This window comes from Caulobacter sp. SRI_008 (assembly GCF_057586355.1).
On the sequence record NZ_JBYCZS010000001.1, the window covers coordinates 316,919 to 333,816 of the forward strand.

The 16,898-nt window shown below is 68.5% G+C and carries 21 protein-coding genes; 13 read left to right on the forward strand and 8 right to left on the reverse strand.

All coding sequences use genetic code 11. The features are described from left to right. Positions 1-62 precede the first annotated feature (62 nt). Genes AC2YHT_RS01455 through AC2YHT_RS01465 form a run of 3 tightly spaced genes read left to right on the forward strand, consistent with a single transcriptional unit; the run spans position 63 to position 1,766 of the window. A complete protein-coding gene (locus AC2YHT_RS01455; protein WP_487287822.1) occupies positions 63-521 on the forward strand; it encodes a hypothetical protein in 459 nt (152 codons plus the stop codon). Positions 522-566: 45 nt separating this feature from the next. Then, positions 567-1,142, forward strand: a complete 576-nt coding sequence (locus tag AC2YHT_RS01460) for a Uma2 family endonuclease (RefSeq protein WP_487287823.1) — start codon at positions 567-569, stop codon at positions 1,140-1,142. 45 nt (positions 1,143-1,187) lie between these two features. Next, positions 1,188-1,766 carry a Uma2 family endonuclease gene (locus AC2YHT_RS01465; protein WP_487287824.1) on the forward strand — a complete coding sequence of 193 codons (579 nt, stop codon included), beginning with the start codon at positions 1,188-1,190 and terminating at the stop codon, positions 1,764-1,766. Positions 1,767-1,770: 4 nt separating this feature from the next. Here the strand turns inward: AC2YHT_RS01465 and AC2YHT_RS01470 are convergent, their stop codons facing one another. Together AC2YHT_RS01470 and AC2YHT_RS01475 are read right to left on the reverse strand one after the other, a co-directional pair. Then, positions 1,771-2,229 (reverse strand): DUF4112 domain-containing protein, encoded by a 459-nt coding sequence (locus tag AC2YHT_RS01470; protein WP_487287825.1) that lies wholly within the window; start codon positions 2,227-2,229, stop codon positions 1,771-1,773. A 32-nt stretch (positions 2,230-2,261) separates the two neighbouring features. Next, positions 2,262-2,726, reverse strand: a complete 465-nt coding sequence (locus AC2YHT_RS01475; RefSeq protein ID WP_101712668.1) for a DUF4112 domain-containing protein — start codon at positions 2,724-2,726, stop codon at positions 2,262-2,264. 175 nt (positions 2,727-2,901) lie between these two features. Here AC2YHT_RS01475 and AC2YHT_RS01480 point away from each other — a divergent pair, with 175 nt between their 5' ends. From AC2YHT_RS01480 to AC2YHT_RS01490, 3 genes are all read left to right on the forward strand, one after another. Next, positions 2,902-3,219 carry a heavy metal-binding domain-containing protein gene (locus AC2YHT_RS01480; RefSeq protein ID WP_110121463.1) on the forward strand — a complete coding sequence of 106 codons (318 nt, stop codon included), beginning with the start codon at positions 2,902-2,904 and terminating at the stop codon, positions 3,217-3,219. Between the two features lie 10 nt (positions 3,220-3,229). Beyond that, positions 3,230-4,213: a methylmalonyl Co-A mutase-associated GTPase MeaB gene (gene meaB, locus AC2YHT_RS01485; protein WP_487287826.1), complete on the forward strand. Its 984-nt coding sequence runs from the start codon at positions 3,230-3,232 to the stop codon at positions 4,211-4,213. A 140-nt stretch (positions 4,214-4,353) separates the two neighbouring features. Next, positions 4,354-5,004, forward strand: a complete 651-nt coding sequence (locus AC2YHT_RS01490) for a glutathione S-transferase family protein (RefSeq protein ID WP_487287827.1) — start codon at positions 4,354-4,356, stop codon at positions 5,002-5,004. Here AC2YHT_RS01490 and AC2YHT_RS01495 read toward each other — a convergent pair. Then, the gene (locus tag AC2YHT_RS01495; RefSeq protein ID WP_487287828.1) at positions 5,001-5,618 is read right to left on the reverse strand and encodes a glutathione S-transferase family protein; all 618 of its coding nucleotides are present in this window, start codon (positions 5,616-5,618) and stop codon (positions 5,001-5,003) included. The two genes, AC2YHT_RS01490 and AC2YHT_RS01495, sit on opposite strands and share 4 nt — an antisense overlap. 94 nt (positions 5,619-5,712) lie before the next feature. Here AC2YHT_RS01495 and AC2YHT_RS01500 point away from each other — a divergent pair, with 94 nt between their 5' ends. Beyond that, positions 5,713-7,047: a spinster family MFS transporter gene (locus AC2YHT_RS01500; RefSeq protein ID WP_487287829.1), complete on the forward strand. Its 1,335-nt coding sequence runs from the start codon at positions 5,713-5,715 to the stop codon at positions 7,045-7,047. Positions 7,048-7,337: 290 nt separating this feature from the next. Here AC2YHT_RS01500 and AC2YHT_RS01505 read toward each other — a convergent pair whose 3' ends face one another. Next, positions 7,338-7,502 carry a hypothetical protein gene (locus AC2YHT_RS01505; protein ID WP_487287830.1) on the reverse strand — a complete coding sequence of 55 codons (165 nt, stop codon included), beginning with the start codon at positions 7,500-7,502 and terminating at the stop codon, positions 7,338-7,340. A gap of 218 nt (positions 7,503-7,720) precedes the next feature. Between AC2YHT_RS01505 and AC2YHT_RS01510 the strand changes: the two genes are divergently transcribed. The 4 genes from AC2YHT_RS01510 (at position 7,721) to AC2YHT_RS01525 (ending at position 12,052) form a co-directional block, all read left to right on the forward strand. Continuing rightward, positions 7,721-9,241: a spinster family MFS transporter gene (locus AC2YHT_RS01510; protein ID WP_487287831.1), complete on the forward strand. Its 1,521-nt coding sequence runs from the start codon at positions 7,721-7,723 to the stop codon at positions 9,239-9,241. Between the two features lie 236 nt (positions 9,242-9,477). Further along, positions 9,478-10,788: an adenylosuccinate lyase gene (gene purB, locus AC2YHT_RS01515; RefSeq protein WP_487287832.1), complete on the forward strand. Its 1,311-nt coding sequence runs from the start codon at positions 9,478-9,480 to the stop codon at positions 10,786-10,788. A 5-nt stretch (positions 10,789-10,793) separates the two neighbouring features. Beyond that, on the forward strand, positions 10,794-11,546 hold the full coding sequence (locus tag AC2YHT_RS01520) for a 2OG-Fe(II) oxygenase (RefSeq protein ID WP_487287833.1): 753 nt from the start codon (positions 10,794-10,796) through the stop codon (positions 11,544-11,546). Next, positions 11,543-12,052, forward strand: coding sequence for a DNA-deoxyinosine glycosylase (locus tag AC2YHT_RS01525; protein ID WP_487287834.1), 510 nt, complete (start codon positions 11,543-11,545; stop codon positions 12,050-12,052). The genes AC2YHT_RS01520 and AC2YHT_RS01525 overlap by 4 nt, the downstream gene beginning before the upstream one ends. Before the next feature lie 141 nt (positions 12,053-12,193). Here AC2YHT_RS01525 and AC2YHT_RS01530 read toward each other — a convergent pair whose 3' ends face one another. The 3 genes from AC2YHT_RS01530 to AC2YHT_RS01540 all read right to left on the reverse strand — a co-directional run bounded on the left by AC2YHT_RS01530 (position 12,194) and on the right by AC2YHT_RS01540 (position 13,711). After that, the gene (locus AC2YHT_RS01530; RefSeq protein WP_487287835.1) at positions 12,194-12,559 is read right to left on the reverse strand and encodes a DUF1842 domain-containing protein; all 366 of its coding nucleotides are present in this window, start codon (positions 12,557-12,559) and stop codon (positions 12,194-12,196) included. A gap of 168 nt (positions 12,560-12,727) precedes the next feature. Further along, the gene (locus tag AC2YHT_RS01535) at positions 12,728-13,150 is read right to left on the reverse strand and encodes a DUF1842 domain-containing protein (RefSeq protein WP_487287836.1); all 423 of its coding nucleotides are present in this window, start codon (positions 13,148-13,150) and stop codon (positions 12,728-12,730) included. A 243-nt stretch (positions 13,151-13,393) separates the two neighbouring features. After that, the gene (locus AC2YHT_RS01540) at positions 13,394-13,711 is read right to left on the reverse strand and encodes a DUF1476 domain-containing protein (protein WP_110121474.1); all 318 of its coding nucleotides are present in this window, start codon (positions 13,709-13,711) and stop codon (positions 13,394-13,396) included. 389 nt (positions 13,712-14,100) lie between these two features. Between AC2YHT_RS01540 and purC the strand changes: the two genes are divergently transcribed. Beyond that, on the forward strand, positions 14,101-14,856 hold the full coding sequence (gene purC / locus AC2YHT_RS01545; RefSeq protein ID WP_110121475.1) for a phosphoribosylaminoimidazolesuccinocarboxamide synthase: 756 nt from the start codon (positions 14,101-14,103) through the stop codon (positions 14,854-14,856). 65 nt (positions 14,857-14,921) lie between these two features. Continuing rightward, complete coding sequence (purS, locus tag AC2YHT_RS01550; protein WP_110121476.1) at positions 14,922-15,161, forward strand: phosphoribosylformylglycinamidine synthase subunit PurS; 240 nt, start codon at positions 14,922-14,924, stop codon at positions 15,159-15,161. A gap of 251 nt (positions 15,162-15,412) precedes the next feature. Here purS and AC2YHT_RS01555 read toward each other — a convergent pair whose 3' ends face one another. Next, entirely contained in the window at positions 15,413-16,813 is a 1,401-nt protein-coding gene (locus AC2YHT_RS01555) for an alkaline phosphatase PhoX (protein WP_487287837.1), read from the reverse strand. Positions 16,814-16,898 lie beyond the last annotated feature (85 nt).

The window sequence follows — 16,898 nt, forward strand, 5'->3', positions numbered from 1 at the left end:
CGCCAAAGCGGCTGCATCCGTGCGCAGTCCAATGGCCTGACAGCCATGGACAGGAGGCGGGCGTGAGACGGGCAAAAGCGCGGACGACTATGCTGCGGGTGATCGCGGGGGCGCTGTTCTGCCACCTCGCGCCATCGCTGACCTTGGGCGCCGTGTATGGCCTGTTCGTTCCCGGCGGCGACCAGATCGACGGGGAGCCCTTCAACGCCATGCTGGCCGCGCCGATGTTCGGCCTGCTGCTCGGCTGGCCCTATCTGGTCGCCGGACTGGCCGCCTGGGCGATACTGGACCAGATCGAGCACCATCATCCGTGGGCGGCCGCCCTGGTCGGCCTCGCCGTCGGGGCGGGCGTGGCGTGGTTCTCGTTCCGCGACGGCCTCTTCTTCGGGATCCAGGGCGCCTGGCCGCTCTGCATCGGCGTTGGCCTGCTGACCAGCCTCGGCGTCTGGTGGATCGCCTATGGCCGGCAGTGGCTGCTGAAGCCCGTGACCCCGCCGCCGCGCAGCCGGCTCGTGCTCTGAGCGCACGCCGTTACGCCTCGCCCGCGCCGTGCTATCGTCCTGCCCATGAACGCCCTGGCCCGCGCGCTCGAAACCTCCGAACCGCACCGGTTCACGCTGGAAGACGTCCTGCGCATGCAGGACGCCGGCATCCTCGACGCCGACGCCAGGGTTGAGCTGATCGACGGGGGGCTGGTCGAGATGCCTTCGGAAGGCGCGGAGCACACGCGCGCGAAAATGCAGATCGCCAGGGCGTTCCTCGCCCAGGCCGGACAGGCGATCCAGGTCATCATCGACTCGACGCTTCGGCTGTCGCCAACCTATGCGCCCGACCCCGACCTCTACGCCTATGACGCCCGCCTGCCGCTGGACACCGTGGACGGCCGCAATGTCGGCCTCGTCGTCGAGGTCGCCCAGAGCACGGTGGCCAAGGACCTTTCGGTGAAGGCCGAGGTCTACGCCGAGCATGGCGTGCGCGACTATTGGGTCGTCGACGTCAACAGCGCCGAGATCGTCGTGCACCGAACCCTCAGCGGCGGCGTCTATCGCGACGTCGTCCGCTACTCAGCGCGCGACACGGTGACTTCACTGGTACTGCCGCAGCTCAGCCTGTGCCTCGCCGACCTGCCGCCGATCCGCTGAGCGCACGCCGTTACGCCTCGCCGAGGCCATGTTATCGTCCAGCTCATGAACGTTCCGGGCCGCCCCGCAGAGACCGTCACGCCCTACCGCTTCACGTATGACGACGTGCTGCGCATGGTCGAGGCCGGCATCCTTGCGGAAGACGCGCACGTGGAGCTGATCGAGGGGGAGCTGATCGCGGTGTCGCCGGAAAGCGTGCCTCACGTCCGCTGCCGGCGGTGGCTGACCCAGTTCTTCACCCGCCGCCTCGCCGAGGGGCAGTGGGAAGTCAATTCCGACGCTCCGGCCCGCCTCGACGACCTGACCGCGCCCGAGCCCGATCTCGCGATCTTCCCGAGCCGCCTGCACGACCGCGACGTGCGCGGGCACGACATCGTGCTGGCGATCGAGGTTTCGGTTTCCAGCCAGGCGTTCGACCTGGGCCGCAAGGCCGAGCTCTACGCCCAGAGCGGCATCCGCGAATACTGGGTGGTCGACGTGCCTGGCCGCCAAATCGTCGTGCATCGCGAACCGGCGGCGGGCGGCTATCGGGCGGTGCAGGAGATCGGAGCGCGAGGATCCGTCGCGCCAAAAGCGTTCCCGCACCTGGAGATCAAGGTCGCCGACCTGCCGCTCGACGACTGAGCGCTCAACGCTTCCCGGCCTTGGCCTTCACCTTCCTGCGCCGTTTCACATCGACGTCGTCGGGCAGGCCGTGGCGGGACTCGATGTCTTTCTGCAGGGCCTTGGCGGCCATCAGGTGGCCGGGGAACAGGGTGTCGACCGCCCAGCCCAGCACCGGCACGGTGTCGGAGAGGTTGTCGGCGGCCAGATAGGCCAGCATGCGCGCCATGGTCGCCGCGCCCGCCTTGGCCTGCACGGCGTGGAACATCAGCAGCGCGCCGGCCCCCAGGCCGTAGGCCAGGCCCGCGCCCGGCACCCAGGCCAGCACGCCGTCGAGGCCGATGCCGACGGGACCCAGGCCAATCAGCCGGTCGGACAGCCGCTTGATGGTCTCGGCGTTGCGCCAGGCCTTGTGCGCCCGGCGCCGGTGGCCGGCGGGGCCTTCATCGATCACTTCGCCATGCAGGGCGGCTTCGTCGGTCATGTCGTCTCAACGCCTCGACGCAAGCTTGGTTGTCAGCCCAGGAACACCACCCGGCGCTTTTCCTTGCCCGAGCGGATGCGCTCCAGCAGGTCGCGATATTCGGCCGTGCCCTGCGCGTCCTTGCGCGAGCCCTCGAAATAGATGGTGTCGTCCATGTGCTTGATCAGCATGCCGCCGGCCCACTTCTGGCCGGTGAACAGGGTGTCGGCCACCGCGCCCAGGCCCGGCGGGCCCAGCGGCAGCAGGGCGTCGATCAGCAGCACGGCGGTCATCTGGATCAGCACCATGGGTGCGGCCCGGGCCCGCACGCCGTCGAACAGCAGCACCCCGCCCGCGCCCAGCGAGTAGAGCGAGCCCGCCCCGCCGAACCAGGCGAGAATGCCGTCCAGGCCGATGCCGACCGGCCCGACGCCGACGATATTGTCGGACAGCTTGACCGTGCGTTCGACACTGCCCCGGATGTTGTGCAGGTCGAGATGCGATTTGGCGAAGAACAACGGCCAGCCCCCCAGCGTAAGCGGGGGGCAATCTGCCTCAAGGCCAGGCTTCCCGGAAGCCGGTTTCCCGCCAGAGGCGAAACTTCGCTCCACGACCTGCACGCGATCGGGGAGCCCCTCGCGGCGCTCGCCATTTATGCTTAACTATGCGCCATCGATCGAAGGACCGCCGCAGATGCTGATCTCGACCACCCCGTTCATCGAGGGCCGTCCGGTCCAGGAGTACAAGGGCGCGGTCTATTCCCAGGCGATCCTGGGGGCCAACGTGGTGCTCGACCTGCTGGCCTCGATCCGCGACTTCATCGGCGGCCGCTCCAGTTCCTACGAGCGGGTGCTGGAACGGGCCCGCGAGGACGCCCTCAAGGGCCTGGTCAAGGAAGCCCAGAAGGTCGGCGCCAACGCCATCCTGGCGGTCGACCTCGACTACAACACCGTCGGCCCCAACGGGCAGATGATGATGGTTTCGGTTTCCGGCACCGCCGTCGTCCTCTAAATCCGGCGGGGTGAGCCCGCCCGTTCTCGACATCGCCGATCTGGCCGACCGCCTCGTCGCCGGCGAGCGCGCGGCCCTGGCCCGCGCCATCACCCTGGTCGAGAGCCGCCGCGCCGATCACCAGGCCGCCGCACGCGACCTGCTGCAACGCCTGATGCCGCGCACCGGCAAGGCCCAGCGGGTCGGGATCACCGGCGTGCCGGGCGCAGGCAAGTCGACCACCATCGAAAGCCTCGGCTGCGCCCTGACCGCCGCCGGCCATCGCGTGGCGGTGCTGGCGGTCGATCCGTCGTCCGGTCGCCACGGCGGCTCGATCCTCGGCGACAAGACGCGGATGGAACGGCTGAGCGTCGATCCCGACGCCTTCATCCGCCCCTCCCCGTCCGGCGGCGCCCTGGGCGGCGTGGCGCGCAAGACCCGCGAGGCCATGCTGCTGTGCGAGGCCGCCGGCTTCGACGTGGTGATCGTCGAGACCGTGGGCGTGGGCCAGTCCGAGACCGTTGTCGCCGACATGGTCGACATCTTCGTGGCCCTGCTGATCCCCGGCGGCGGCGACGAGCTGCAGGGCATCAAGAAGGGCCTGATCGAGCTGGCCGACCTGCTGGTCATCAACAAGGCCGACGCCGATCCGGCCAGGGCCGAGCGCTCGGCCCGCGACTATCGCAACGCCCTGCATATCCTGACGCCCGCCCATCGCGACTGGACGCCGCCGGTGCTGACCGTCTCGGGCCTGACCGGCGCCGGCCTCGACCTGCTGTGGGGTCAGGTCGAGCGCCATCGCGAGGTGATGACCGCCAACGGCGCCCGGGCCGCCCGCCGCGCCGACCAGGACGGCCGCTGGATGTGGGCGATGGTCAACGACCGCCTGGCCGAGGCCTTCCGCGCCGCCCCGGCCGTGGCGGCCCTGGTCGGCGAGACCGAAGCCGCCGTCCGCGCCGGCGACCTCCCCGCCTCGGCGGCGGCGGATCGGCTGCTGAAGGCGTTCGGGCTGTAAAAACCCCCTCAGTCGCTCCGCGACAGCTCCCCCAGAGGGGGAGCATCTGCTTAGCTAGATCCTCCCCCTCTGGGGGAGGTGGCCCAAAGGGCCGGAGGGGGCCTCTCCGCAGGAGAGGACCAAACGGAGGAAACCACCGCATGGCGCTGATCCTGCACGCCCACCCGCTCTCGTCGTTCTGCCACAAGGCGCTGATCGCCCTCTACGAGTTCGGCCTGCCCTTCGAGCAGCGGATGGTCGACTTCGGCGACCCGACCTCGGCGGCGGCGTTCCGGGCGCTGTGGCCCATGGCGAGGATGCCGGTGCTGGAGGACGCCGGGCGCGGCCGGGTCGTGCCCGAAAGCTCGATCCTGATCGAATATCTGCAGATCCATCATCCGGTCGCCGTGCGCCTGATCCCCGAGGATCCGGACGCCGCCCTGGACGTGCGCGCCAAGGACCGGTTCTTCGACCTATCGGTGCACGTGCCGATGCAGAAGGTGGTGGCCGACCGCATCCGCCCGGCCGACGCCAAGGACCCGCACGGCCTGGCCGCGGCCCGCGCCGATCTGGCCCGCGGCCTCGACATCGTCGAGCGCGAGATGGCCGACCGCGCCTGGGCCGCCGGCGAGGCCTTCAGCCTGGCCGACTGCGCCGCCGCCCCGGCCCTGTTCTATGCCGACAAGATCATGCCGCTGGCGGCCGACCGGCCCTACGCGGCCGCCTATCTGGCGCGGCTGAAGGCCCGCCCCTCCTACGCGCGGACGCTGGAGGAAGCCGGGCCCTACCTGCACATGTTCCCGGAAGCCTAGGCCTCGGCTTCCCAGGCCAGGAACTCCGGCGTCTCCAGCAGGCGCTCGCAATAGGCCCCCGCCGTGCCGACGTCGCCGTAGTCGGACAGGTGGACGCCATAGGTGCGGAAGCGGGTGGCGACCGGGGTGTAGAAGGCGTCGGCGATCGACCATTCGCCCAGCAGGAACGGCCCGCCCGAGCGCTTCAGGAGCTGGTTCCAGCGCTCGACGATCTTGCGGATGTCCTTCTGGGTGGCCTCCGAGAGGTCGGCGTGCTTGATGACGCCCAGGTCCATCGGGCACTCGCCGCGCAGCGAGGTGAAGCCCGAATGCATCTCAGCCGCCGCCGAGCGGGCCAGGGCGCGCAGTTCCGGATCGGCCGGCCACAGCTTTGCCTCGGGATACTTCTCCGCCAGATATTCGCAGATCGCCAGCGAGTCCCAGACCGTCAGGTCGCCGTCCTTGAGCACCGGGATCAGCTTGCTGGGCGAGTGCTTGGCGATCTCGGCGTCGGTGACCTCGGCCTGGCGCAGCGGGATCACCGTCTCCCTGAACGAGACGCCGGCGCGCTTGAGCACCAGCCAGGGGCGCAGCGACCAGGTCGACCACTTCTTGGTGCCGATGACGAGTTCCATGAGGGTCTCCTGTGCGATGCCGTCTGGTCTTCTCGCTTACCCCGCGTCTACAGTCGCCTCAACGATTAGAACAACTGTTCGAGGAGGAACGCCCATGGCGGAGACGGCGACCCCGTCACCGGTGATCGCGCCCGTGTCGAGCGGCTATCGCCGCTACGCCCTCTGGGTGCTGCTGATCATCTACACGCTGAACTTCCTCGACCGGCAGGTGGTCAATATCCTAGCCGAGCCGATCAAGCGCGACCTGGGCCTGGCCGACTGGCAGCTGGGCATGATGACGGGCCTGGCCTTCGCGATCTTCTACACGGTGCTGGGCATACCGATCGCGCGGCTGGCCGAGCGCCGGAACCGGCCGCGGATCATCGCCGTCTCGATCCTGGCCTGGAGCGCCTTCACCCTGCTGTGCGGCCTGGCCCAGAATGTCTGGCAGCTGATCGCGGCCCGCATTGGGGTGGGCGTCGGCGAGGCCGGCTGCACCCCGCCGGCCCACTCGCTGATCACCGACTACGTGCCCAAGGAAAAGCGGGCCAGCGCCATCGCCTTCTATTCGATCGGCACGCCGCTGGGCACCCTGGCCGGCATGGCCATGGGCGGTCTGGTCGCCGACGCCTACGGCTGGCGCGTGGCTTTCATGATCGCCGGCGCGCCGGGCGTGGTCTTCGCCCTGATCGCGGCCTTCACCCTGGTCGAGCCCCGCAAGCGCCTGGCCCAGGACCTGGCCGCCCGCGCCGCCCAGCCGATCGGCTTCGGCGCGGCCCTGGCGGTGCTGATGGCCAAGAAGACCTTCTGGCTGGTGGCCTTCGCCGCCTCGGTGAAGGCCTTCGTCGGCTACGGCCAGGCGCCGTTCATCGCCTCCTACTTCTTCCGCGTGCACGGGGCCGACATCGCAGCCCTGGCCGCTCAGTTCGGCCTGAAGTCGGCGGGTTTCCTGGGGCTCTCGCTCGGCCTGATCGGCGGCACGGCCGGCGTCATCGGCGCCTGGCTGGGCGGACAGCTGGCCGACCGCCTGGGGGCCAAGGACGTGCGGGCCTACGTCACCGTGCCGGCCATCGCCTCGCTCGCCACCCTGCCCTTCTACATCGCCGTGGTCAGCCTGAACGCCGTGGGCGCGGCGATCCTGATCCTGGCCGTGCCGATGCTGCTGGGCACGCTGTGGTACGGACCGGTCTATGCGACCACCCAGAGCATCGTGCCGCCGGCCATGCGGGCCACGGCCTCGGCCGTGCTGCTGTTCGTGATCAACCTGATCGGCCTTGGCCTCGGCCCCGTCGCCGTCGGCGCGCTCAGCGACATCCTGGCCGGCCCGGTCGGCCTGGGCGAAGCCCAGGGCGTGCGCTGGGCGCTGATCGTCTCGACGATGTTCGGCCTAGCGGCCTTCGCCCTGTTCTGGGCGGCGCGAAAGACGATCCGCGAGGACATGGTGGGGTAGATCCCCAAATCCTCCCCCTCTGGGAGAGGTGGCCCGAAGGGCCGGAGGGGGGCCGTTTTCAGCTTCCGCTGAGCCGGCCTTCCTCCCGTAAAATCCCCGCGAAAGCGGAACACCTGATCCCTCTCCCCTTGCGGGAGAGGGTGGCCTCCCGGAGGGAGGTCGGGTGAGGGGTCTCTCAGATCTCAAAGCCGCGTGCAGCGGTCAGGCCGGGCGCGATGTCGGATGTCTGAGAGACCCCTCATCCGTCGGCCTTCGGCCGCCACCTTCTCCCGCAAGGGGAGAAGGGTCTTTCAGGACCGCGGGAAGCAGTAGGCGAAGGGATACGGATCGGCGGGCACGCTCGTGTCCCAGCGCTCGAGGGCCCGCATCGAACGGGCGTGGTTGAACTCGGCCAGGGAGATGAGCTTGGCCGAAGGGACGGGCGTTTCCTGACGGATCGGGCGGGCGGCTTGCATGGGAGACCTCCGACGCGGCGGCCGTTCGAGCGGCCTTGTGTGACCCGAGTAGGCGCTCGCCTTCCTGAACGTCCCCGCTCCCCGTTCGTTGTCTGGGGTTCATCCCCGCGCCGCAAAGCCGCCACCATTCCGAAGCTTCGAAAAGAGGGTGGCGCTCGTCCTGCCGTTGGGTCACAGTCCTCGCAAATAGAACAAACGTTTGAAGGGAGAGAGTCAGGATGGGCCAGGCGCGTGCGCCAGGCGGCGAGACGCCGCCCTATTCCAAGGGCTACGGCGAGGCGCCGCTCTATTCCAAGGGCTACAAGGCCTCGGTGCTGGCGCTGCTGCTGGCGACCTACACCTTCAACTTCATCGACCGCACGATCATCGCCACCATCGGCCAGGCCATCAAGGTCGACCTGCACCTCTCCGACACCCAGCTGGGCCTTCTGGGCGGGCTCTATTTCGCCCTGCTCTACACCATCCTCGGTATTCCGATCGCCCGCCTGGCCGAGCGCTGGAACCGGGTGTCGATCATCTCGCTCTCGCTGGTCATCTGGTCGGGCTTCACCGCGCTGTGCGGCAGCGCGGCCAGCTTCGCCCAGCTGGCGCTCTACCGCTTCGGGGTCGGCGTCGGCGAGGCCGGCTGCTCGCCGCCCAGCCACTCGCTGATCAGCGACTATTACGAGCCCAAGAGCCGCGCCTCGGCCCTGTCGATCTATTCGTTCGGCATTCCGCTGGGCACGATGTTCGGCGCCATCCTCGGCGGCTGGCTGGCCCAGACCTTCAGCTGGCGGGTGGCCTTCGTCATCGTCGGCCTGCCCGGCATCCTGCTGGCCCTGCTGGTCAAGCTGATCGTCAAGGAGCCGCCGCGCGGCCATTCTGAGATCAAGGAACGGCCGCTCGAAGCCGAAGACGTCGTGGTGGAGCCGGCCAAGCCGCCCTTCTCCCTGGCCGGCGAATTCCGGGAACTGGGCGCGGTGATGGCCGTGCTGTTCGGCAAGTGGCCCGTCCTGCACATGATGCTGGGCGTCACCCTGGCCTCGTTCGGCTCCTATGGCTCCGGCGCGTTCCTGCCGCCCTATCTGGTGCGCGGCTTCGGGCTGAACCTGGCGCAGGTGGGTCTGATCGTCGGCCTGATCGCCGGCTTCTCGGCCGGCATCGGCACCCTGGTCGGCGGCTTCCTGACCGACTGGGCGGGCAGGAGGAGCGCCAAGTGGTACGCCCTGGTCCCGGCCATCGGCCTGCTGGTCGCCACCCCGATCTACATCGTCGCCTACCTGCAGCCCGACTGGAAGACGATGGCGCTGATCCTGCTGGTCCCCGGCATCTTCCACTACACCTACCTGGCCCCGACCTTCGGGGTGGTGCAGAACTCGGTGGAGCCCCGCCGGCGGGCCACGGCCACGGCCCTGCTGTTCTTCTTCCTCAACCTGATCGCCCTGGGCGGCGGCCCGGTGTTCACCGGCTGGCTGATCGACCACCTGGCCGGCTTCCACTTCAACCATCCGCAGGCCGGCGGCATCTTCGGCGCCCTCGGCGGCATGTTCTCGCCCGGCGCCATCGACTTCGCGAACGCCTGCCCTGGCGGGATCGCGCCCAAGGGCGCACCGATCGAGGCCGCCAAGGCCTGCGGCGCGGCCATGGCCCGCGCCACCCAGCAGGGGATCATCGTCACCCTGTGCTTCTACGCCTGGGCCGGCGTGCACTACGCCCTGGCGGCGATCGGCATGGTCAAGCACATGAAGTCGCGGGGCTAGAAACGATCCTTCTCCCCTTGCGGGAGAGGGTGTCGACGAAGTCGACGGATGAGGGGTCTCTCAGATCTCGGCCGCCGCACCCGGTCGTTCGGCTTTCGCGGCCGATAGGTTTGAGAGACCCCTCGCCCGACCTGCTTCGCAGGCCGCCCTCTCGCGCAAGGGGAGAGGGACGCTGGACCTAAGTAATAACCCGCTTCCCTTGACTCCGCGGCCCCACGCGACGAAACCCCGGCCCCATGATCAGCCGCTACGCCCGCCCCGAAGCCGCCGCCATCTGGTCCAGCCAGACCAAGTACAAGATCTGGTTCGAGATCGAGGCCCATGCCGCCGACGCCATGGCCGAACTGGGGGTCATCCCCAAGCTCGCCGCCGAGACGATCTGGGAAAAGGGCCGCAACGCGGTCTGGGACAGCGACCGCATCGACGAGATCGAGCGCGTCACCAAGCATGACGTCATCGCCTTCCTGACCCACGTGTCGGAAATCGTCGGCCCCGAGGCCCGCTTCCTGCACCAGGGCATGACCAGCTCGGACGTGCTGGACACCTGTTTCGCCGTGCAGCTGTCGCGCGCCACCGACCTGCTGCTGGACGGCGTCGACCTCGTTCTCGCCGCCCTCAAGCGCCGCGCGCTCGAGCACAAGATGACCGTCTGCGTCGGCCGCAGCCACGGCATCCACGCCGAGCCGATCACCTTCGGCCTGAAGCTGGCCGGCTACTACGCCGAGTTCCAGCGCGCCAAGGAGCGCCTGGCGATGGCCAAGTTCGAGATCGCCACCTGCGCGATCTCGGGCGCCGTCGGCACCTTCGCCAATGTCGACCCGCGCGTCGAACAGCACGTGGCCGACAAGATGGGCCTGGCCGTCGAGCCGGTCTCGACCCAGGTGATCCCGCGCGACCGTCACGCCGCCTATTTCGCCGCCCTCGGCGTCGTGGCCTCGTCGATCGAGCGCCTGGCCACCGAGATCCGTCACCTGCAGCGCACCGAAGTGCTCGAAGCCGAAGAGCCGTTCGATCCGGGCCAGAAGGGCTCGTCGGCCATGCCGCACAAGCGCAACCCGATCCTGACCGAGAACCTGACGGGCCTGGCTCGCCTGGTCCGCTCGGCCGTGGTGCCGGCCATGGAGAACGTCGCCCTCTGGCACGAGCGCGACATCAGCCACTCGTCGGTCGAGCGCGGCATCGGTCCGGACGCCACCATCCACCTCGACTTCGCCCTGCGCCGCCTGGCCGGCGTGATCGAGCGCTTCAACATCTATCCCGACAACATGGCCAAGAACCTCGACAAGCTCGGGGGCCTGGTGTTCTCGCAGCGGGTCATGCTGGCCCTGACGCACAAGGACGTGTCGCGCGAAGACGCCTACGCCGCCGTGCAGGGCAACGCCATGAAGGTGTGGCGCGGCGAAGGCCGCTTCCTCGACTTCCTCAAGGCCGACCCGGTGGTCTCCAAGGCCCTGACCGACGCCGAACTCGAGGAGCTGTTCGACTTCGGCTACCACACCAAGAACGTCGACGTGATCTTCAAGCGCGTCTTCGGCGAACAGGCCTGAACCGTTTGAGCGAGCCGCCGATCCTTCGTCTGAACCCGGCGCTGGATCCGGCGGCCTTCGCGGCCGCCTATGCTCGCGACGGCGTGGTGCGGATCCCCGGCATCTTCGAGCCGGCCACGGCCGACGTCCTGGCGCGCATGCTCGAACAAGGCATGAACTGGGACGTCATCTGCTCCACCGAGACCGGCAAGGCCGAGGTGCTGGACCGGGCGACGATCCAGAGGCTGGGCGCGGCCGGGGTCGGCGAGAAGCTGAAGGCCGCCACCCTGCGGGCCCGCAACGGCTTCGCCTATGTCTATCTCGGCTATCCGATGATCAGCGCCTATCTGAACGGGCGCGACAAGGGTCACCCGATCCACGACCTGACCGACTTCCTCAACAGCCCCGAGATGATCGCCTTCGGGGCGGCGGTGATCGGCGAGACCGGCATCACCAAGCTCGACGCCCAGGCCACGCTCTACCGCCCCGGTGACTTTCTCACGCGTCACGACGACACCGGCGAGGGCGACCGGCGGGCGGCCTACACCATCAGCCTGACGCGCGAATGGCGCAGCGACTGGGGCGGCCAGCTGCTGTTCCACGACGCCGAGGGCGACATCGAGCGCGGCTTCGCCCCGGCCTTCAACGTGATGACCATCTTCAAGGTGCCCCGCCAGCATTCGGTGGCCCCCGTCGCGCCCTATGCCGGCGCGCCGCGGCTGATGGTGACCGGCTGGCTGAAGGACAGCCCGCCGTCGGGCGCGCCTCGGGCGGGGTGACGCAAGCGCCCTCCCCCGGCGAACGCAAGCGCGGCTTTCCGCCGGTCGTCGATCCCGATGTGCGCCTGCTGGTGCTAGGCAGCCTGCCCGGCGACGCCTCGCTGGCGGCCGCGCAATACTACGGCCATCCCCGCAACGGCTTCTGGCGGCTGATCGGCGCGGCGATCGACCGCGACCTCGCTTCCCTGCCCTATGACGAGCGCCTCGCGACCCTGCTGGCGGCGGGCGTGGGCCTTTGGGACGTCCATGCCGAGGCGGTGCGGCCAGGCAGCCTGGACGCCGCGATCAAGGACGCCGCCAACAACGACCTGCTGGGCCTTGTGGCCAGCCTGCCCCGCCTGCGGGCCGTGGCCTTCAACGGCGGGACGGCGGCCAAGGCGGGGGAGCGTTTACTGGCCGGATCGGGCCTGGCCCTGGTCCCCCTGCCCTCGTCCAGTCCGGCCTATGCGGCGATGGGGTTCGAGGCAAAGCGCGAGGCCTGGCTGGGCCTGAGGGCGTGGCTCTAGAACCCTCCCCCTGAAGGGGGAGGTGTCGGCGCAGCCGACGGAGGGGGAAACCGTTGCGATATCGGCAGCGCTTCGGAAGCTGAAAACGCCCCCCTCCGGCGCTTCGCGCCACCTCCCCCACAGGGGGAGGATCTTGGACGCCTACCCCTCGACCTTCACGGGCACGTTCTGGACGTGGGTCTGGAGGTAGTCGAACCGGCCCGTCCCGCTCCAGTCGTCGCCGACCGACAGCACGGCGGTGAAATCGGCCGGCGGCTGGCCGGCGGGCGTGAACTGGCCGCTCAGCGAGATCTGCCGGCCCTGCTCGGCCGGGCCGACCTCGCCCGCCACCTCGAACCGATGCCGGCCGCCGATCACCGCCTGATTGATCTCGGCCACGCCATTGACGCCGGCGCCGTCGATCTGCAGCTCCAGCCGCAGGATCGGCGCGCCGGGCATGCCCAGCCGCCCGACGACCAGTTGGACCGCAACCGCCGCTTCGCCGCACACCTCGACGTCGTCCGCCATTTCGTTTCCCCCGAACGCGTGCGGCGGCCCCTGCCCCGCCCCGACGTTCGGCCGCGAACCTATGGCCGCATCACCGGACGCGCCGTGCGATTTCGCACAACGCCGGTCCACGAATAGAAAAGGCCCGGCCGGCGCAACGCCGGACCGGGCCTCGTCTCATCGCCGACCTCAGCCGACGTTCTTCACCGGCACGTTGTCGACGTGGGTGTTGAGGTAGTCGAAGCCGCCGTGGCCGTTCCAGCTCTTGTCGACCACGAGGCCGGCGCGGAACTGCACCAGGAACGCGCCGATGGCGGGCGGCGGCACGCTGGCCACGAACTGGCCGTGCAGCGCGACCAGCAGCTGATCCTGACCGAGGCCCGTGTGGTAGATGTTGCCCTGCACCGGGAAGCGGTGCTGGCCGCCGATGATCGCCTGGTTGATCTCGGCGATGCCGCTGACATGGCCCGAGGGCGCGTCGACGGTCAGGGCCAAGCTGACGATCGGGGCGCCGGGCGTGCCGACGTTACCGACCACGAGCTTGACCAGATAAAGCCCGACCGGGCTGATTTCGGTGGTTTGGGAGTGCAGGTTGCCGACGTCGTCAGCCATGTGTCGTCCTCCGGGTTAGCGGGACGGTCGCTTGGTCGCCGCCCCGTCTTTCGACGATGCGCCTGACGGGCGAATTCACTGCCCGATAAAGCCTGAGGACGATTTCAGATTTTCGACAACCTTAAGGTGTTCATTTTCACAGAACGGCGATAGCGCAAAAGAAAAGGCCCGGCCGGTGCGAACCGGGCCGGGCCTCTTCGTTTTTGCTCGCCCCGGGTTTTTCGCCCCGGAAGGCGGCGCGGCTTATTCGCCCGAGCGGATCTGCTCGCGGGCGAAGGCCAGCAGCTCGGCCATCTTCATGCGGACTTCGCCTTCGGACACGGCCACGCCCGAGCCCTTCAGGTCTTCGAAGACCTTGCGGACCACGTCGTCGTCGCCCGGCTGTTCGAAGTCGGACTTCACCACGGCGCGGGCGTATTCCTCGACCGTGGCGAGGCCCATCAGGCCGGCGGCCCATTCGCCGACCAGGCGGTTACGGCGGGCGGTGGCCTTGAACTCCAGCTCCTGGTCGTTCGCGAACTTGCGTTCGAAAGCCTGCTCGCGGTCGTCGAAGGTCGTCATGAAAGCCCCAAGTTTTCCGAAACGCCTCCGCCGATGGGTTGCAACCCAGGGCGGTAGAGCGGCGATCCAGTGTAAGAGAGTAGATCGGTTTCGTCCCGTGCGAACATAGGGTGTCCGCGAGGCGAAGTGGTTCTTGTGGCGGCTCCATATCCCGTGGCGAGGCGGGGGGCAATCGCCCGCGTCGCCGCAGGGCGAAGGTTTACCACGATGGCAGGCCACGTTTGCGCCAAAGGCCGCGTTCGAGTAGGTTCCAACAGACATTTTTCAGTGAGCGGCCTTGAGTCGAACGCCGCGCGCAGCTATCCGCCGCGCGCGCTTTTCGTTTCTCCAGGAGTCCTTACCGGGCTAGGGCGGCGCGCTTATTCGCAGGAAGGGCCTCGACGAGAGCCATGACCCGTCGCAAGAAGATCTACGAAGGCAAGGCCAAGATCCTGTACGAGGGCCCCGAGCCCGGCACGCTGATCCAGTACTTCAAGGACGACGCCACCGCCTTCAACGGCGAGAAGAAGGCCCAGCTCGAAGGCAAGGGCGTCATCAACAACCGGATCAGCGAGTACGTCATGACTCGCCTGAATTCGATCGGCGTGCAGAACCACTTCATCCGCCGCCTGAACCTGCGCGAGCAGCTGATCAAGGAAGTCGAGATCATTCCGCTGGAAGTCGTCGTGCGCAACATCGCCGCCGGCTCGATCGCCACGCGCCTGGGCCTGACCGAGGGCCAGCCGCTGCCGCGCTCGATCATCGAGTTCTACTACAAGGAAGACAAGCTCAACGACCCGATGGTGTCGGAAGAGCACATCACCGCGTTCAACTGGGCCGCCACCCAGGAGATCGACGACATGATGGCCATGGCCCTGCGGGTGAACGACTACCTGTCGGGCCTGTTCAGCGGCGTCGGCATCACGCTGGTGGACTTCAAGATCGAATTCGGCCGCATCTATGAGGGCGACTTCTCGCGGATCATCCTGGCCGACGAGATCAGCCCCGACAGCTGCCGCCTGTGGGACGCCGCCACCAACGAGAAGCTGGACAAGGACCGCTTCCGTCGCGACCTCGGCAACGTCATCGAGAGCTATACCGAAGTGGCCCGCCGCCTCGGCATCATGAAGGAAATGCCCACCGTCATCCAAGGCGGCGTGCACTAAATCAGTCAGGACGCCTCCCTGACGGGAGGCGTCGCGGCGCCGGGCGCCGCTGGGGAGATTTTGCGTTGAAAGCCACTGTCCACGTGTTCCTGAAGCCCGGCGTGCTCGACGTCCAAGGCAAGGCCGTCGAGAACGCCCTGCATGGCCTGGGCTGGCCGTCGGTGAAGGACGCCCGCGTCGGCCGCGTCATCGAGTTCGACCTCGATGCGACCGACGCCGAGGCCGCCAAGACCGAGGTCAAGGCCATGTGCGAGAAGCTGCTGGCCAACACGGTCATCGAAAGCTACCGCATAGACATCGCCTGAGGCCTGGGCCTTAAGCGAATGCAATTGGAAAGGGGCGGCTGATCCAGCCGCCCCTTTTTCTTGTCTCCAAGACAGACCGACATTCAGCCGTTCGCGATCTTCAAATCCGAGCATCCCCGCGAAGGCGGGGATCCAAGCTGGCTGTCAGGAAGAGGCCCGGCCGTGGATCACCCGCAGGCTCGGTTTGGGTCCCCGCCTTCGCGGGGATGCTCGGTGGAAAATGAGCCAAGGCCGGTGAATGCCGACCCTGCCTACACCTTCGCCGAGGCCCACGGCCCCGAGATCGCCACCGTGATCCCCGGGTTCTGGATGTTGACGAACAGCGTGGTCCCGTCGGGCGAGAAGCAGGCGCCGGCCAGTTCGGAATTGCCCGGGAAGACGTTGCGGCCCAGCGTGTAGACCTTGCCCTCGGGGGTCACGCCGCGCAGGTGATTGCGCAGGGTCTCCGAATAGCGGTCCTCGCAGACGATGACGTGGCCCCACGGGGCGACCACCAGGTTGTCGGCGTAGTCGAGCACGCGGCCGTTGCCACTTTCCACGAAGAGCTGCAGGCGGCCCGGCTGGTCCTTCTCGCCGGCCTGGCCCTCGAGGGCGCTGGGTACGTAGCGGAACAGCTGTCCCGCCCCGATCGGCCCGCCCGAGGTGCAGGCGAAATAGAGCTCGCCCTGGCCGAAATAGAGCCCCTCGCCCCGGCAGAAGATCGCCGCGCCCGCCTTGTGGCCCCGGCGGCGGATGTCGTCGTGCGGATTGTCGACGCCGTCGAGGTCGATCCAGCGCACGGTCTTCCAGCTACGCGGCGGATACGACTTCTCAACCTGGTTGCGGGTGTCGCCGCCTTCGGGAGCCTCGACCAGGCCCAGGGCCTGGAGACGCCCGCCGGCCGCAAGGTTCCTGCGGTCGTTGGGCAGGAAGCGGTAGAACAGGCCGTCGGCCACGTCCTCGGTCATGTAGACCACGCCGGTGCGCGGATCGATGCAGGCGGCCTCGTGCTGGAAGCGGCCCATGGCGGTCAGGGCCACCGGCTCGACCAGGCCGAGATGGGCGCTGGGCACCTCGAAGACGTAGCCGTGGCTCTTGCCGACCTCGAGGCCGGCGTCGAGCGTGGTCTCCTCGCAGCTCAGCCACGAGCCCCAGGGCGTGACGCCGCCGCAGCAGTTGATGATCGTGCCGGCCAGGCTCAGGTGCTGGCGCTCGGTCTGGCCGGTCCGCAGATTGTAGAGCTGGGTGGTCGTGCCGCCGGCCAGCGGCAGGTCGCCGTTGTGGAAGTCCCAGACCTTGCTGCGATCCACCTTGTCGACGTAGCGCATGCCCAGGCCGTAGGGGCCACAGTCGTGGTCGGTGACCGAAAGCTCGTGGTTGCGCACCAGCAGCACCCGATCGGCGTCGACGCCGAAGCAGCCCATGCCGTCGCCCTTGCCCGGCACCAGCAGGCCGTCGCTCATGGTCTCGCCGACCTGGGCGATGACGCGGTAGCGGAAGCCCTTGGGCAGGTCGAGCATGCCCTTGGGATCGGGGATCAGCGGGCCGTAGCCCTCGACCTGGTTGAGATAGGTCTCCAGCTCCGGCGCCTCGTCCTGGGCGCGCGCGGAAAAGCCGGAGAAGGCCAGGCTGGTGGCGGCCGCGCCGAGGAAGAGCCTGCGGGAAAGAGCCATGGGAACCACCTCGTCGAGTCCGCGAGCGGACTATCTTTCATGTTTCGATGACGCCGCCGCGACGGCGGGTCGGCCTTTGCGGAGC